This is a genomic window from Duganella phyllosphaerae (assembly GCF_001758785.1).
Lineage (GTDB): Bacteria > Pseudomonadota > Gammaproteobacteria > Burkholderiales > Burkholderiaceae_D > Rugamonas > Rugamonas phyllosphaerae.
In genome coordinates this window covers 131,182-148,450 of the sequence record NZ_LROM01000093.1, presented here as the reverse complement: position 1 = coordinate 148,450, position 17,269 = coordinate 131,182, and the positions used below count along the sequence as shown (strand labels likewise).

The 17,269-nt window shown below is 64.1% G+C and carries 10 protein-coding genes; 7 read left to right on the top strand and 3 right to left on the bottom strand.

The genetic code is table 11. The features are described from left to right. The first annotated feature begins 114 nt into the window (after window positions 1-114). The 3 genes from DUPY_RS16860 to DUPY_RS16850 all read left to right on the top strand — a co-directional run bounded on the left by DUPY_RS16860 (window position 115) and on the right by DUPY_RS16850 (window position 4,891). A complete protein-coding gene (locus DUPY_RS16860; RefSeq protein ID WP_070249546.1) occupies window positions 115-1,440 on the top strand; it encodes an MFS transporter in 1,326 nt (441 codons plus the stop codon). A gap of 78 nt (window positions 1,441-1,518) precedes the next feature. Then, complete coding sequence (locus tag DUPY_RS16855) at window positions 1,519-3,150, top strand: alpha-D-glucose phosphate-specific phosphoglucomutase (protein WP_070249545.1); 1,632 nt, start codon at window positions 1,519-1,521, stop codon at window positions 3,148-3,150. Between the two features lie 16 nt (window positions 3,151-3,166). Beyond that, window positions 3,167-4,891, top strand: coding sequence for an alpha-amylase family glycosyl hydrolase (locus DUPY_RS16850; RefSeq protein WP_084640751.1), 1,725 nt, complete (start codon window positions 3,167-3,169; stop codon window positions 4,889-4,891). Between the two features lie 14 nt (window positions 4,892-4,905). Here the strand turns inward: DUPY_RS16850 and DUPY_RS16845 are convergent, their stop codons facing one another. The 3 genes from DUPY_RS16845 to DUPY_RS16835 all read right to left on the bottom strand — a co-directional run bounded on the left by DUPY_RS16845 (window position 4,906) and on the right by DUPY_RS16835 (window position 11,493). After that, window positions 4,906-6,813, bottom strand: coding sequence for a sensor domain-containing phosphodiesterase (locus tag DUPY_RS16845; RefSeq protein WP_070249543.1), 1,908 nt, complete (start codon window positions 6,811-6,813; stop codon window positions 4,906-4,908). Between the two features lie 205 nt (window positions 6,814-7,018). Continuing rightward, window positions 7,019-9,781, bottom strand: a complete 2,763-nt coding sequence (gene pulA / locus DUPY_RS16840) for a pullulanase-type alpha-1,6-glucosidase (protein ID WP_070249542.1) — start codon at window positions 9,779-9,781, stop codon at window positions 7,019-7,021. Window positions 9,782-9,900: 119 nt separating this feature from the next. Beyond that, a complete protein-coding gene (locus tag DUPY_RS16835) occupies window positions 9,901-11,493 on the bottom strand; it encodes a POT-type proton-dependent oligopeptide transporter (protein WP_084640750.1) in 1,593 nt (530 codons plus the stop codon). 196 nt (window positions 11,494-11,689) lie between these two features. On the opposite strand from DUPY_RS16835, the gene DUPY_RS16830 reads away from it, so the two are divergent. From DUPY_RS16830 to DUPY_RS16815, 4 genes are all read left to right on the top strand, one after another. Further along, window positions 11,690-13,327, top strand: coding sequence for an alpha-glucosidase (locus DUPY_RS16830; protein ID WP_070249541.1), 1,638 nt, complete (start codon window positions 11,690-11,692; stop codon window positions 13,325-13,327). A gap of 137 nt (window positions 13,328-13,464) precedes the next feature. Continuing rightward, on the top strand, window positions 13,465-15,336 hold the full coding sequence (locus DUPY_RS16825) for a glucokinase (protein WP_070249540.1): 1,872 nt from the start codon (window positions 13,465-13,467) through the stop codon (window positions 15,334-15,336). Between the two features lie 149 nt (window positions 15,337-15,485). Beyond that, a complete protein-coding gene (locus tag DUPY_RS16820; protein WP_070249539.1) occupies window positions 15,486-16,010 on the top strand; it encodes a PadR family transcriptional regulator in 525 nt (174 codons plus the stop codon). Continuing rightward, a complete protein-coding gene (locus DUPY_RS16815; RefSeq protein WP_070249538.1) occupies window positions 16,007-17,263 on the top strand; it encodes an MFS transporter in 1,257 nt (418 codons plus the stop codon). The genes DUPY_RS16820 and DUPY_RS16815 overlap by 4 nt, the downstream gene beginning before the upstream one ends. The last annotated feature ends 6 nt before the right edge of the window (window positions 17,264-17,269 follow it).

Here is a 17,269-nt window from a genome sequence, read left to right as displayed (position 1 = left end):
AAAATAGGTGGTCAACCCGCTGTTTCTCGTTATTTTACTAGGGAAAAGTTCATTTGACACACCCGTGTCTGCATGTTATTTTGCTACAAATTCAAAATACTCGGGACGCGCAGCATGCACTCACACCTCAGGAAGCCCATACTGTCGTTCTGGCAGCTGTGGAATATGAGCTTCGGCTTTTTCGGCATTCAATTCGGCTTCGCGCTGCAAAACGCCAACACCAGCCGGATTTTCTCCACCCTGGGCGCCGATCCCGACAACCTGTCGCTGTACTGGCTCGCCGCCCCGGTCACGGGCCTGCTGGTGCAGCCCATCATCGGCTACCTGAGCGACAACACCTGGCACCCGACCTGGGGCCGCCGTCGGCCGTTCTTCTTCCTGGGCGCGCTGTTCGCCTCGATCGCGCTGTTCCTGATGCCGCACTCGTCGGCGCTGTGGATGGCCGTGGCGGTGCTGTGGATGCTCGATGGCGCCATCAACGTCTCGATGGAACCGTTCCGCGCCTTCGTCGGCGACAAGCTGGGACCATCGCAGCAGACCGCCGGCTTTGCCATGCAGACCTTCTTTATCGGCTGGGGCGCGGTGATCGCTTCGCTGCTGCCCACCATCTTTGCCGACTACATGGGCGTCTCCAACGAATCGGTGGCCGGCGCCATTCCCGACACCGTGCGCTACTCGTTCTACGCCGGCGGCGCCATCTACATGAGCGCCGTATTGTGGACCGTGCTGACCGCCCAGGAACTGCCGCCCGAGGACATGGAAGCGTTTCGTGCCGAGCAGCGCCGCAACCAGGGCCTGCTGCACGCAATCAAGGAAATCCTGGCCGGTTTTGCCGGCATGCCCAAGACCATGGTGCAACTGGCAGCGGTGCAGTTCTTCACCTGGATCGGCCTTTTTGCGATGTGGATCTACACCAACGTCGCCATCGGCAAAAACGTGTTCGGCACCACCGACGCGCAGTCGGCCGCGTTCCAGGCCGCCGGCAGCCACGTGGGCGTGATGTTTGCGGTGTATAGCGGCGTGGCCGCGCTGGCGGCGTTCGTGCTGCCGGTGCTGGCGCGCCATACGAGCCGCAAGTTCGCCCACACGCTGTGCCTGGCCATCGGCGGCGTCAGCCTGATCAGCCTGTTCGCCGTGCACGATGTGCGCATGTCGTACCTGCCAATGGTGGGCGTGGGCATTGCCTGGGCCAGCATTCTGACCATGCCGTACGCGATCCTGGCCGGCGCCTTGCCGCCCAAGCGCATGGGCTACTACATGGGCGTGTTCAACTTCTTCATCGTGATTCCGCAAATTATGAGCAGCCTGCTGCTGGGCTTTGTGACCAAGTACCTGTTCATGGGCGAGGCGGTCAAGACCTTGATGCTCGGCGGCGTGTGCATGCTGGTGGCGGCCATCCTGACGCTGGCCGTTCAAGATAACGCAGCCCCCGAACGTTAATAATGTAATATTGCCCGTGAGATAATGGCAATTACGGCGGCGCATCAACGCGCTGCCTTTCATTCACGCGGAGCGACTATGAGCATTCAAACCATCACCACCCAACCGATTTCCGGCCAGCGTCCCGGCACGTCCGGCTTGCGCAAGAAGGTCACCGTCTTCCAGCAGGCGCACTACCTGGAAAATTTCGTGCAAAGCGTGTTCGACACGCTCGGCGACGTCGCCGGCAAAACCCTGGTGGTCGGCGGCGATGGCCGCTACCACAACCGCGAAGCGATCCAGGTCATCCTGCGCATGGCAGCGGCCCACGGTTATGCCAAAGTGCTGGTCGGCCAGGGCGGCGTGCTGTCCACGCCGGCGGTGAGCTGCGTGATCCGCAAGCATGGCGCGGCCGGCGGCATCGTGCTTTCGGCCAGCCACAATCCGGGCGGCCCGGACGGCGACTTCGGCATCAAGTACAACATCGCCAACGGCGGCCCGGCCCCGGAGTCGATCACCGAGGCGATCTACGCCCGCACCGAAGCGCTTACCGAGTACCGCATCAGCGATGCCGCAGCCGTGGACCTGAACCTGCTCGGCACGTCGACCATCGAGCAGACCGAAATCGTCGTCATCGACTCGGTGGCCGACTACGCGGAGCTGATGCAGGAACTGTTCGATTTCGACGCCATCCGCAAGCTGTTCGGCGGTGGCTTCCGCATGTGCTTTGACGGCATGTCCGCCGTCTCCGGCCCGTACGCCAAGGCCATCATCGAAGGCATGCTGGGCGCACCAAGCGGCACCGTCATCAACGGCGAACCACTGGAAGACTTCGGCGGCCTGCACCCGGACCCTAACCCGGTCAACGCCGCGCAACTGATCGAGATCATGGCGGCCGACGACGCGCCCGATTTTGGCGCCGCCTCCGACGGTGACGGCGACCGCAACATGATCGTCGGCCGCAAGTTCGACGTCACCCCATCGGACAGCCTGGCCGTGCTGGCCGCCAACGCCACCGTGGCGCCAGGCTACCGCGCCGGCCTGAAAGGCATCGCCCGTTCCATGCCCACCTCGCAGGCGTCGGACCGCGTGGCAGCAGCGCTGGGCATCCCGAGCTTCGAGACGCCAACCGGCTGGAAATTCTTCGGCAACCTGCTTGACGCCGGCCAGGCCACCCTGTGCGGCGAAGAGAGCTACGGCACCGGCTCCGACCATATCCGCGAAAAGGACGGCCTGTGGGCCGTGCTGTTCTGGCTCAACCTGCTGGCCGCCACCGGCAAGTCGGTGCAGGAACTGGTGGGCGAGCACTGGGCGCGCTTCGGCCGCAACTACTACTCGCGCCACGACTACGAGGCAGTGGAAACCAAGGGCGCCAACGAATTGATGGACTCTCTGCGCATCAAGCTGGCCACCCTGCAGGGCGCCGACCTGGGCGCGTACGTGGTCGATTTCGCCGACGACTTCGAATACACCGATCCGATCGACGGCTCGGTCTCGAAAAAGCAGGGCATTCGCATTGTGATGACCAATGGCTCGCGCATCGTGTTCCGCCTGTCGGGCACCGGCACCGAAGGCGCCACCCTGCGCGTGTACCTGGAGCGCTACGAGGCCGATCCCGAGCTGCACCATTTACCAACCCAGCAGGCCCTCTCGGCCCTGATCCTGATCGCCGAACAGGTTGCCGGCATCGAGGGCTGGACCGGACGCGCGCGTCCGACCGTCACCACGTAACTATAAGGAAAACAGCATGAGATTGACACGGTGGAGCACGATTTCCCTGGCAGTGATGACATTGGCTTTGGCCGCAACCGGCGGCAACGCCGCGGCGCAGGCCACTGGCGTCAAGAAGAAAGGCCCGCCGCCGATCGAGGCGCCCAAGGCGGCCCAGCCCTTCTTGTGGGAAAACGCCACCGTGTATTTCGTGCTGACCGATCGTTTCAATAACGCCTTTACCGGCAACGACCTGGCGTACGGCCGCCAGAAGGATGCGGCACCGCTGCGCGGCTACATGGGCGGCGACCTCGCTGGCCTGATCAACAAGATCAACGACGGCTACTTCGATGCGCTGGGCGTGAACGCCATCTGGCTCACGCCGCCGGTTGAACAGATCCACGCCGGCACCGACGAAGGCACCGGCAAGTCGTACGGCTTCCACGGCTACTGGGCCAAGGATTTTACGGCGGTGGACGCCAACCTGGGCACCGAGAACGATTTCCGTAATTTCGTCGACGCGGCGCACGCGCGCGGCATCCGCGTGATCCTCGACGTCGTGATGAATCACACCGGTCCGGTCACGCCGATCGATCCGGCATGGCCGCAGGACTGGGTGCGTACCGATCCTACCTGCACCTACAAGGACGCGAAAACCACCATCTCCTGCACCCTGGTCAACAACCTGCCGGACATCCGCACCGACAGCGACGCCGAGGTGGAACTGCCGCCGCAACTGGTGGAAAAATGGCGCCGCGAAGGACGCTATACCCAGCAGGTCAAAGAGCTCGACGAGTTTTTTGCCAGGACCGGTTATCCGCGCGCACCGCGCTACTACCTGATGAAGTGGCACGCCGACTGGATCCGCAAATTTGGCGTCGACGGCTTCCGCGCCGACACCGTCAAGCACGTGGAACCGCAGGTGTGGAAAGAGCTGCGCACGGTGGCCGATGCGGCGTACGAAGACTGGAAAAAAGCCAACCCGGACAAGAAGCTCGGCGACAAGTTCTACATGACCGCCGAAGTCTATAACTACGATATCGCCCACGGCCAGACCCACGACCTGGGCGGCGGCACCGTTGCCAACTACTACCAGCAGGGCTTCGACAGCCTGATCAACTTCGGCCTGGTGCGCGACGCCAACAAGGATTACGAAGCGCTGTTTTCGAGCTACTCGAACATGCTGCACGGCGGCGCGCTGCAAGGCTATTCGGTCTTGAACTACATCGATTCGCACGACTACGAGCCGCCGTTCGACGCCGCGCGCAAGCGCCCGTTCGAGAGCGCGACCAAGCTGCTGCTGGCGCCCGGCGTCGCGCAGATCTACTACGGCGACGAAACCGCGCGCAAGCTCGATATGCTTGAGGCCACCGGCGACGCCAAATTACGGTCCTTCATGAACTGGGACGAGTTGGCGCAAAATACGCAGCGCGACGGCTACAAGGTCGGCGACGTGTACGCGCACTGGAGCCGCCTGGGCCAGTTCCGCCGCGCCCACGTGGCGGTGGGGGCGGGCGTGCACCAGCAGCTGCAAGCGAAGCCATATATCTTCAAGCGCACATACGACCAGAACGGCCTGCGCGACCGGGTGGTGGTGGCGCTCGACCTGCCGACCGACAAGGCCAGCACCATCAAGCTGCACGGGGTGTTTGCCAACGGCCAGAAGGTGCGCGACTACTACTCGGGCAAGACTGCCGTGGTGCGCGGCGGCAGTGTCAATTTCGGTACCCGCAATCCGATCGTGCTGATCGGCCAGGACTAGCCTTTAACCAGCCTTTAGCGCACCAGCGGCCGGCGGCGCGTAGCGGCCAGCAGCGTGCGCGGGGAGGGTACCGTGCACGGTACGCGCGGCACGCGCATGGCAAATGCGCGTTCCACCGCTTCCAGTGCGGTGTCCACATCGAGCACCGGCGCCGCATCCTGCATGGCCTGGCGCTGGTGCCAGCGACCGAAATCGGCCACTTCCAGCGGCCGCGCGAACAGGTAGCCTTGCGCCTCGTCGCAGCCGGCCGAGCGCAGGAAGGCGAGCGCCGCGCCGTTCTCCACGCCTTCTGCCACCACCCGGTGGCCCAGTTCCTGCGACAGCGAAATCATGGCGCGCACCAGCCCTTGCTGGCGCTGGTCGTGTTCGATATCGCGCACGAACGACTGGTCGATCTTGACCACGTCGGCCGGCATCCGCTGCAGGTAGGCCAGGCTGCTGTAGCCGGTGCCGAAATCGTCGATCGCCAGGTGGATGCCGGCCTGCGCCAGCGCATCGAGCGTGGCATGCGCCTTGGCCGGGTGCTCCATGATGGCGCTCTCGGTAATCTCCAGTTCCAGGCAGTGGTGCGGGAGGCCGCGCCGTTTCAGGCCCGCCACCACGCGGTCGGCAAAGTCGGCTTCCAGCAGGTTGAGCGCCGAAACGTTGATCGACAGTTGCAGTACCAGGCCGGCATGGCGCCAGGCCAGTTGCTGATCGAGTGCGGTGTTCAGCACCCAGGTGGTGGCTGCCTGCGCCAGGCGCGAGCGCTCGACGATGGGCATGAACTCGCCGGGGCCGATGGCGCCGAGCGTGGGATGGTTCCAGCGCAGCAGCGCTTCCGCGCCCACGCAGTCGCCGCTGGCGATGTCGATCCGTGGCTGGAACACCAGGCGCAACTGGTTGCGGCTCTCGAGCGCCTCGCCGAAGTCGTTGAGCAGGCTGAAGCGGCGGCGATAGACCTGGTCTTCGCCGGCCGAGTACATGGCCACGCTGCGGCCCGATTCGATGGCGTCCTGCACCGCGCTCTGGCCGCGCCGCAGCACGCTCAGGGCGTCGGTATTGCTGATATCGAAAGGCACCACGCCAATGGTGGGCGTGGCGACAAAGCGCGTCTTGACGGTGGCGATGGCGTGCTCGAGCTTGGCTTCGAGCAGCGGCGGATACCGGTCGATGCTCATGCCGGGCGTGGTCAGGATCGCGAACTGGGTAGTGGCCACGTGGTACACCTTGCGGCCGGCGCCCAGTTCGGCGCGGATCCAGGCGGCGGCATCGGCTACCAGTTCGTCGAGATAGCGCGGATTCATGGCGCGCACCGCGTGCGCCAGCTGGGCAGGCGTGGCCAGGTTGATCAGCACCGCCACGCGCTCGGCGCCCTCGGCGCTGTCGCGCTGCAAGTCCTGGAAGTCTTCGATGAACTGGTTACGGTTGGGCAGGCCGCTGATCGCATCGACGCGGCCCAGCGCATGCATGATCTCGATCTGCGACATCACCATCGCGGCCAGGTCGCACAACATGGTCAGCTCTTCCGGCGTGGTGTCGCGCGGCTCGGTACCCAGCACGCACATGGCGCCCAGGCAGTGGCCGTCGGCAGTGACCAGCGGCGCGCCGGCGTAGTAGCGGATGCCGCCGGCGGCCAGCGGGCTGTCGCGGAAATAGGCGTCGTCGTGCAGGTCGGGGATGATCAGCAGGTCGCTATTGTCGGCGACATTGCCGCACGGGGCCTTCACGCGCGGGATCGACCAGTGGTCGACACCCACGCGCGACTTGAACCACTGGCGGTCGGTGTCGGTCAGCGAGACGGCGGCAATCGGCAGGTTGAACAGCCGCGCGGCCATGCGCGTGATGCGGTCGAACGCTTCGCTTGGCGGCGTGTCGAGGATATTGAGCTTGTGGAGCGCGTCGAGGCGCTGTGCTTCCGTGGTGTGGCAAGAAATAGTCATGGTCGTTTTCGTTTTGGTGGTGCCAGAGGGCGATGTCCTGCCCACTGTGGGACGTGCTTGACAACGAGCTATTCAATGCGGGACAGCGAAGCTACAATCGATTGCATCAATAGAAATGTTATTGCGCTCGTGAAATTAATAGTACCATGATTTAAGTTTCTGCCGTTGCGTACGTCTCCAATCGTGCGCAACGGCAACACCGATTTTACTCTTCCACGAACACCACGGCGCTACGTGCCGGCACCGAAAAAGCACCGGTGGCGGTGTCGTATTTTGCGCCGGCGGCAATGCGCCGGTCGGCGGCGCCAGCGCGCAGGTGTACCGGGTGCAGCCGGTAACGGCGCCCCTGTTCTTCCTTGATGGCCACTTGCTGCGCCACCTTGTCGGCATTGATCACGTAGGTGATGGCCTTGAAGCGCGCGCCCGGGTAGCCGGCGCCGTCGAGGCGTCCCACGATTACGGACGGTACCTGCTGCGCGCCGGTGTTGTAAAAGCGCAGGCGCTGTTCGACATCGTGCGCGGTGCGCAGGCGGAACAGGGTGCTGCTGGCGCGGATCGCCAGCAGGTCGCGGAAGGCGTCGCGCGACCAGGCGATGTCCTGCGGCGTGGGCCTGATCTCGGCCGCGCGCGCCAGCAGGGGGCGCATCAGCGCGTAGTCCTTGCCGTTGTCTTCTTCACGCGGCAGGCCGGTGCCGAAGTAATTGTCGCGGTAGGTCCAGTCGAGGCGGTTGAACCAGTCGCCGGACTCGAAGCTGTTGCGGTCGAGCGACTTGGAGCGCAGGATGTCGAAGCCGGCGTGGAAGTAGGGCACGCCCTGGCTGAAGGCGTTGATGGCTGCGCCCAGTATCTGCACCTGCGCCCGTTCGGCGGTGGTGGTACCGATCGGCAGCTTGAACACGTTGATGTCGAACAGGGTCTGGTTGTCGTGGTTTTCCACGTAGTTGACGGTCTCGCCCGGTGCGCTGGCGTAGCCGGCCGGCTGGGTGCCGCCGTAGGCGATATTTTCGAGCCGTTTGCTGTCGCCGTGGCGGGTTTGCATGGTAAAGCCACGCAGCGAGCCGGCCAGGCCCACCTTGACCATGTCGGCCGCGTCCATCAAGTCCTGTTTGGTGCGCGGGGCAGCGGCGGCATTGGCGTCGTAGACCAGGCCGTTGATCCAGCCCTGCTGGCTGGCGATCTGCGCGCTGCCGTCGGCCGCGCCGCCGCCGCGCATGGCGTCGCGCGCGCGGTCGCTGAAGGTGCCGATGCCGCTGCCATTCAATGACAGCTGCGAGGCCTGCACGAAACGCGCGCCATCGGCCACTTCACCGAAGTTCCAGCCTTCGCCGATCAGGTTGATGTGGCGGCCGGTGGCCCGGTTCACGCGCGCCTGCAGTGCTTCCATCGCCGCGCGCGGCTGGTGGCCCATCAGGTCGAAGCGGAACGAATCGATCTTGTACTGCACCGCCCACAGTTCGGCCGAATCGATCATCAGCTTGGCCATCATCAGGTTTTCGGTGGCGGTGTTGTCGCAGCAGGTGGAACGTTCGATCACGCCTTTGGCATCGAGCCGGTGGTAGTAGCCGGGCACCACGCGGTCGAGCACCGATCGCTGATCCTGCCCGGTGCTGAAGGTGTGGTTGTACACCACGTCCATGCCCACGCGCAGGCCGATCTGGTGCAGAGATTGCACCATGCGGCGGAACTCGACGATGCGCTTTGCGCCGTCGGCGGCGTCGGTGGCATAACTGCCTTCCGGCGCGCTGTAGTGGTACGGGTCGTAGCCCCAGTTGTAGCAGTCGGTGAACTTGACGGCGGTAACTGCAGCCTGCTGCTCGAGGCCGTCGGGTGTCAAGCCGGGCAGCGAAGCTATATCCGGAGACACGCAGCCCTTTTCCGGCACGGTGGCGATGTCGTACACGGGCAGCAGGTGGATGTCGGTCATGCCGGCTTTGCTGAGCGCAGCCAGGTGGCGCATGCCGTTCGAGCCGGTCTCGGTAAAGGCCGCGTACTTGCCGCGGTTGGCGGCGCTCACCGTGGCGTCGTTGATTGAAAAGTCGCGCACGTGCAGCTCGTAGATCGCCATGTCCGGCTGGGCGCTCACGCGCTTCGGTATCGGCGTGCGGTCCCACCCTGCCGGTTTGAGGCTGGCGGCACCGAGGTCGGCGATATAGCTGCGCTTCGAATCGGTGGTGAGGCTGACGGAATAGGGATCGGTGACCAGGTTGCGCACCAGTCCGGCGTTTGGCGCCACCACGTCCACCAGGTACTGGTAGTACTGGCCAGAGTGCTTGCCGGCCAGTTGCGCGGACCAGGTGCCGGTGGCGTCGTCGCGGCGCATGGCGGTCAGCGCGCTGGCCTTCGACGACCCGCTGGCGTAGGTGCACACGGCGACGTTTTGCGCGGTGGGCGCCCACAGCCTGAAGCCGGTGTTGTTCGCTCCCACGGTCACGCCCAGGTCGGGCGTATTGGCGGCGCTGGCGTACAGGTCGTCCAGGGCGCCCGGCAGTTGGGCGGTGGTGGCGTCGAGCACCGTGCCGTCTGGCGCTTCGCGCACCAGCAGCAGTTGACCGGTGAGCAGCGCCGGCATGCGGGCCACGTCCTCGGGCGCGACGGCCAGCAGCGGTCCCTTGCCGATGAACTTGAAGCGCTGCGCCAATGCGGCCGGGGCGGGCGCGTTAGAAGGCGACAGCAGCAGGGCGCCGTCCGCGCCTTGCACGCGCTGGCCGGGCGTTGCGCGCAGCTGCGCGGTGGCCGAGTAATACAGTTTGACGTTGCCGGCGCTGTCGGCGCCCGGCCACTGGATCAACTGGCGGTCGAGCCAGTAGGCGCGCGCATCCATGGCTGTAGCTGCTGCCGGCACGGCGCCAGCCTGCAGCACGGTGGCGAAGGCGCCGTCGCAGTCGGCGATGGTGGGGGCGGCGGTTGCTGCCGCGCACGTAAGCGCCACGAGGGCGCCGTTCAGTACGCCGGTAAGAATCTTGGCCAATCTCGTCTCCAAACTATAGATTTAGTAGTGCTGTTACAAAAAAGCCGGCAATTCTGTAGGAATTGGCCGGCTTATGGTAATCGAAAACCTGTAGTTTTGGTACGCGACCGGTATCCGTTCTACGCTTTCCGGTAGTTGTCGACCATCTTGTACCGCGTGGCGTACAGCGCAAACAAGCCCGCGCACACCAGCGCAAAGCCGGCAAAGAAGAACATCTGGAATGCGCTCTCGCTCAAGCCCGTGCTGGCGATATGGCCGCTGACGGTATCGTTCTTCACCCCGGCATTGACGATCAGCACCCACAGGTTGCCGATGGTGGTGCCCAGGTACCAGAAACTGAGGATGATGCCCTTCATCGGCTTGGGCGCCTGGCTGTAGGCGAACTCCAGGCCGGTGGCCGAGACCAGCACCTCGCCCAGCGTGAGCAGCGCGTACGGCAGCAGTTGCCAGAAAATGGAGACCCGGTCGCCGGCGTCCATATTCAGCTGGATGGCGCCCACGGCGATCCACGACAGGCCCGAGAGGGCGATGCCGGCGCCCATGCGGCGCAGCGGCGTGGGGTTGATGCCGATCGCGCGCATGAGCGGATACAGCACCACGTTATTCAAGGGAATCAGCAGCATCACCAGGATCGGATTGATCGCCTGCATTTGCGCTGGCAGCAAGGTGAAGTCCCAGCCGAACAGCGACAGCTGCGGGCTATTCATGGCGTTGGCCTGGACGATCCAGGTGGAAGCCTTCTGGTCGAACAGCGACCAGAACGGCGTGATCAGCGCGAACACGATCAGGATGCGCAGCACCGCGCGCACGCCTTCCACCGCTTCGGCCGTGTGCATCCCGCGCGCGCGGTCCAGTTGCATCGATACGCCAAAGCAGCCGAACGCCAGCAGCAGCACCAGCGCAGTACAGAAGGCAATCACGAAGCCCCACTGCGGCGCCATGCACAGCGAGATCAGTGCCGCCAGCGCGCCCACGCCAGCGACCATCAGGCCAGGGCGCGACTGGCCAGCCTTGTGCGCCAGCAGCGCGGTGCGCGCCACGCTGCTGAACGAATCGGGGTTCGGTGCGGCCGGCGGCACGTGCACGTACTTGCGGCGGCCCATCCAGAACACCAGCGTGGCAATCGCCATCAGGATGCCGGGCACGCCGAAGGCCACCGACGGACCGTAGTCGCGCAGCAGTACCGGCATCAACAGCGACGCGAAGAACGAGCCGAAATTGATAATCCAGTAAAACGCGTCGAACACCAGGCGCGCGCGGTTCTTGTTGGTCTGGTCGAACTGGTCGCCCACGAACGCCACCACCAGCGGCTTGATGCCGCCCGAGCCGAACGCGATCAGCCCCAGCCCGAAGTAAAAGCCGTTGATGTTGTGCTCGAAAATCGCCAGGCACGCGTGGCCGGCCACGTAGATCAGCGAGAACCAGAACACCGTGTTGTACTTGCCGAAGTAGCGGTCGGCCAGCCAGCCGCCCAAGAGCGGGAAGAAATACACGCCGATGACGAAGGTGTGGAACACGTGCTTGGCTTCGCTGGTGCGGTGCTCGGCCGGAATGAACAGCAGCAGGGTGCTGAGCAGGAACGGCGTGAGGATGTTGCGCATGCCGTAAAAACTGAAGCGCTCGCACCCTTCGTTGGCAATGATGTAGGGAATTTGCCGGGGCAAAGGACCGTTGCCGTCCTTGATATCGACGCTGCTGGCGTTGCTGCTCACTGTACTTTCTCCTGATTTTCTGTAGTTTGACTACTGTTTTATACCTTTAGAATTCCTGTTGAAATCCATAAGTATTTGATTTTGAAGAATTAAATGTGATAATTCCCCACTGGCAAGCACATTGAAAAAAATAGGTTGGTCATGTATATTCTGTACAGATTATTTTTTCTTTGCCCAGCCAACCCCGGATTTTCTTATGACTCAACAACTAACTCAAGTGTCGCCGCATGCCCAGGACTGGTATCGCGAGTCCATCATCTACCAGGTGTATCCACGCAGCTACTACGACACCAATGGCGACGGCATCGGCGACCTGCCGGGGATTACGGCAAAGTTGGACTATATCGCATCGCTGGGCGTGGACATCGTGTGGATTTCACCTTTTTTCACCTCGCCGATGAAGGATTTCGGCTACGACATCGCCGACTACTGCGACGTCGATCCGATGTTCGGCACGCTGGCCGATTTCGACGCGCTGGTCGCCAAGGCCCACAGCCTGGGCCTGAAAATCATGATCGACCAGGTGATGGCGCACACCGCCGAAGACCACGCGTGGTTCAAGGAAAGCCGCGCCAGCCGCGACAATCCCAAGGCCGACTGGTACGTGTGGAGCAATCCCAAGGACGACGGCAATCCGCCCAACAACTGGCTGTCGGTGTTCGGCGGCTCGTCGTGGCAGTGGGACACGCGCCGGCGCCAGTACTATATGCATAATTTCCTGGCCAGCCAGCCGCAGCTCAACTTCCACAACCCGGACGTGCAGCAGGCGCACCTGGACGCGCTGCGTTTCTGGCTCGAGCGCGGCGTCGATGGCATCCGTCTCGACGCGTGCAACTACCACTTCCACGACCAGCAGCTGCGCAGCAATCCGCCGGCCACCAACCGCGACTCGATCACGGTCACCGACGTCAACCCTTACGGCATGCAGGCGCACGACTACGACAAGACCCGCCCGGAAAATCTGCCATTCCTGCAAAAGCTGCGCGCGCTGCTCGACGAATACAAGGCCATCTCGATCGGCGAAGTGGGCTCCGACGATTCGCTCGCCACCATGGCCGAGTACACGGCCGGCGGCGACAAGCTGCACATGGCCTACAGCTTCAATTTGCTGGTCAACCACCTGTCGTCGCACTACATCCGCCAGCAGGTCGAGCAGTTCGAGGAACGGGTGAAGGGCGGCTGGGCCTCGTGGTCGGTCGGTAACCACGACGTGCCGCGCGTGGCTTCGCGCTGGGGCGGGCCTGACGCGCCGCCGGCGTTTGCCAAGCTGGCGCTGGCGATGCAACTGTCGCTCAAGGGCACGCCGTGCCTGTACCAAGGCGACGAGCTGGCGTTTGCCGAAGCGGACGTGCCGTTCGAGCTGCTGCAAGACCCGTACGGCATCACGTTCTGGCCCGAGTTCAAGGGGCGCGACGGCTGCCGCACGCCGATGGCGTGGACTGGCGACGACCACGGCGGCTTCACCACCGGCCAGCCGTGGCTGCCGGTCTCGCCGCAGCACCGCGACCGCGCGGCGGCAGTGCAGGAGAATGATCCCGCGTCTACGCTCGCCTTTACCCGCGCCTTCATCGCCTGGCGCCGCACGCTGCCGCAGCTCACACGCGGCGCGATCAGCTTCTACGATGCGCCCGAGCCAGTGCTGGCGCTGCGCCGCGATCTCGAAGGCGAGCGCGGTGTGATTGCGGTGTTTAACCTCGGTGCGGAGGCGGTCAGTTTCGACCTGCCGCAGGTCAGCGGCGCGCAGCAGCTCGACGGGTATGGTTTGCCGGGGACGGTGGCGGACGGCCAGGTGTCATTGCCGGCCTACGGCGCGTGGTTCGGCTACGCAGCTTGAATATGACGCTAGCTTGAGAGCCGTCATCCTCGCATACGCGAGGATGACGGCTCGAGCGCTCACTGTAACTCCACAGGTTGACTTCTTGATACACACTATTTCGGGTATGCTTCCGCAACTGCTTTGACTGAACCAACATGAAACATTCCGAAGTGGATCAAAAACTCAACCGCAGCGCCTTTGCCGACGGTCCGCGCCTGCTGGCCGACATCGGCGCCACGCATGCGCGCTTCGCCTTGCAGACGGCGCCGGGCGAGTTCCGCGCCGTGCGCGTGCTCAAGTGCGATGACTATGCCGACATCGTCGCCATGCTGCGCTCGTACCTGGCCGACCACGCCGACATCACGCTCAACCACGCGGCGCTGGCCGTGGCCAACCCGGTCAGCGGCGACTACATCCGCATGACCAACCGCGACTGGGAATTCTCCACCGACGAAGTGCGCCGCGCCCTGGGCCTGCACACGTTATTGGTGGTGAACGACTTCACCGCGCTGGCCATGTCGCTGCCGGGCCTCAAACCTGCCGATTTGATGCAGGTAGGTGGCGGCAAGCCGGCCTCGAACTCCGTGATCGGCGTGCTGGGACCGGGCACCGGCCTGGGCGTCTCGGGCGTGATTCCCACCGTGGACGGCTTTGTCACGCTGGGCTCCGAGGGCGGCCACACCAACTTCGCGCCGGCCGACGAGCGCGAATATTCGATCCTGCAGTACGCGTGGCAAACCTGGTCGCACGTCTCGACCGAGCGGTTGATTTCCGGCCCCGGCATGGAGATCATTTACCGGGCGATTGCCAAGCGCAACGGCCGCCAGGTGCGCGACCTGAGCTCGCAGGAGATCATGGCCGGCGCGCTGACCGATAAAGATCCGCTGTGCCTGGAAGTGCTCGAATGCTTCTGCGCCATGCTGGGCGGCGCCACCGCTAACCTGGCGGTTACGCTGGGCGCGTTCGGCGGCATGTTCATCGGCGGCGGCATCGTGCCGCGCATGGGCGAGTGGTTTGCCCAGTCGCCGTTCCGGTCGCGCTTTGAAGCCAAGGGCCGTTTCACCAGTTACCTGTCCGAGATCCCGACCTACGTGATCACCACGCCCAACCCGGCGTTCTACGGCGTGGCCACCATCTTGTCCGAACACCTGCGCGGGCGCAGCGGCGCCAACACCCTGATGGAGCGCGTGCGCCACTTGCAGCACGAATTGACGCCAGCCGAGCAGCGCGTGGCGCAGCTGGTGCTCGAGCAACCGCGCCTGGTGCTCAACGAGCCGATTGCCGATATCGCACGGCTGGCCGAAGTGAGCCAGCCGACCGTGATCCGCTTCTGCCGCTCGCTCGGTTTCCTCGGCCTGGCCGACTTCAAACTGAAATTTGCCAGCAGCCTGACGGGCGCGATTCCCGTGCGCCACAGCCAGGTGCGGGTGAGCGACAGCACCCATGACCTCAGCGCCAAGGTGATCGATAATACGGTTTCCGCGATTTTGAAATTTCGCGACCAGCTCGACGTGCGCTCGATCGACAAGGCCATTGCGCTGGTGGCCAAGGCCAGGCGCGTGGAGTTTTACGCGATGGGCAACTCGCGCGTGGTGGCGCTCGACGGCCAGCACAAGTTCTTCCGCTTCCGCATCCCGACGTCGGCCTACGGCGACTCGCACTTGCTCAACCTGGCCGCCGAGCTGCTCAAGCCGGGCGACGTGGTGATCGCCATTTCCAACTCGGGCAAGCTGCCCGATCTGCTCGAGGCGGTGGACGTGGCGCGCGCAGCCGGCGCCGATGTCATCGCCATCACATCGAGCAATTCGCCGCTGGCGAAAAAAGCCAGCGTGTGCCTGGCCGTGGATCACTCCGAGGACAGCACGACGTTCCTGTCGATGATTTCGCGCATCTTGCAGCTGCTGCTGATCGACATCCTGTCGGTGGGTATTTCGCTCGATGCGCAGCATGGGCAGCTGGTGGTGGAGCACAAGGCCAAGGGCGAAACAGATGGCCGCAGATTGCTGATCTCGCACCTGGACGGCTGAGTCCTTTCAGTCCCGGAACAAGGCAGACCCACGCGGTCTGCCTTTTTTTCGCCTGTTACAAATTGCTGCTTGAATTCTTACGACAACAGGATAAGATATGTCTTACTAAGTTATATCTTAAACCGTTATATCGTAAAGAAAGAGCTGCTATGTTTAAATTTCATCATCCTCATCGCCACCACGCCGCCCACGGTCATCCCGGTCACGGTGGCGGCGGCCGCGCCCGTGGTCCCAAGATGTTCGACGCCGGCGCCATGCGCTACATCGTGCTGCAACTGATCGCCGAAAAGCCGCGCCACGGCTACGAGATCATCAAGGAACTCGAACAGCGTTCCGGCGGCGGCTACACGCCGAGCCCGGGCGCCATCTATCCGCTGCTGTCGATGCTGCTCGACATGGGCCACGTTTCGGCTTCGCCCGACGGCAACAAGAAGCTGCACACCATCACGCCGGAAGGCGAGGCCTTCCTGGCCGAAAACCGCCAGTTCGTCGACGCCATCGTGGCGCGCATGAGCGACCCGGCCGAAGCGCGCGACGACCTGCGCACCATCATGCATGAGCTCAAGCACGCGGTGATCGCCCAGGGCCAGGAAAATCATCCAGCGCCTGAAAAGCTCGAGCAGATCCGCGCCATCCTGCGCCAGGCCACGGCCGACATCACGGCGCTGGCATGACCGGGCCTGGCTTATCGATGCCGGTCCCCGCGCCTGCACTGACCCCGGCGCGCGAGCGCCTGGTGCTGTGGCTGCTGGCGCTCACGCAGTTCACCGTGATCATGGATTTCATGGTCATGATGCCGCTCGCGCCGCAGCTGATGTCGGCGTTTTCCATCACCCCGGCCGCAGTCTCGGGCGCGGTGTCCGCATACGCCTGGTGCGCTGGCCTGTCCGGCCTGCTGGCGGTGATGTATATCGACCGCTTCGACCGCAAGCAGCTGCTGCTGTGGATGTTTGCGCTGTTTACCCTGTCCAACCTGGCGTGCGCGCTGGCGCCCACCTTCGAGGTGCTGATCGCCTCGCGCGCGTTTGCCGGCGTGACCGGCGGCGTATTGGGCGCCATCATCATGGCCATCATCGGCGACCTGATCCCGGCCGAGCGGCGCGGCGCCGCCACCGGCGTGGTGATGACGTCGTTCAGCATGGCGGCCGTCGCTGGCGTGCCTACCGGCGTGATGCTGGCCGCGCACTTCGGCTGGGCGTCGCCGTTCTACCTGCTGGTGGTGTTGTCGGTGCTGGTCTGGGTGCTGGCGGCGCGGGCGTTGCCGGCCATTGATGGTCATTTGGGACACCCGGTGCCGCTCAAGGCGGTGCTGCCCAATTTGCTGGCGCTGTACAAGGTACCGAATCACCTGGCGGCGTTCGTGCTTTCGTTCATGAACATGGCCACCGGCATGCTGGTGATTCCGTTCATCTCGCCAGTAATGGTGAGCAATCTCGGCATCGCGCCGGCGGAGGTGACCTATGTGTACCTGGCCGGCGGCGTGGCCACGCTGTTTACCGCGCGCCGCATCGGCCGCTGGTCGGACCGGCTAGGTGCGCACAAGGTGTACCGCTACATGGCGCTGGCCTCGGCGGTGCCGATGCTGTTCGTCACCCACATGCCGGCCATGCCGCTCGTGGCGGTGATCCTGTTCTTCCCGTTCTTCATGACGGCGGTGTCGGGGCGAACGATTCCGTTGCAGGCCTTGATGACCACGGTGCCGGAGCCGTCGCGGCGTGGCGGATTCTTAAGCGCGAACTCGGCGATCCAGTCGATCGGCAGCGGCACCGGCGCACTGCTCGGTGGCATGACCCTGCACACCGACGCGGCCGGGCACATTATCGGCTACGGCCTCAATGGCTGGCTGGCGGCGGGATTGACCGTGCTGTCAGTGCTGTGGGTGGGGAAGGTAAGGCGGGCGGCAGACCTGAAACCCGCAGTCGCGTAAAGATAA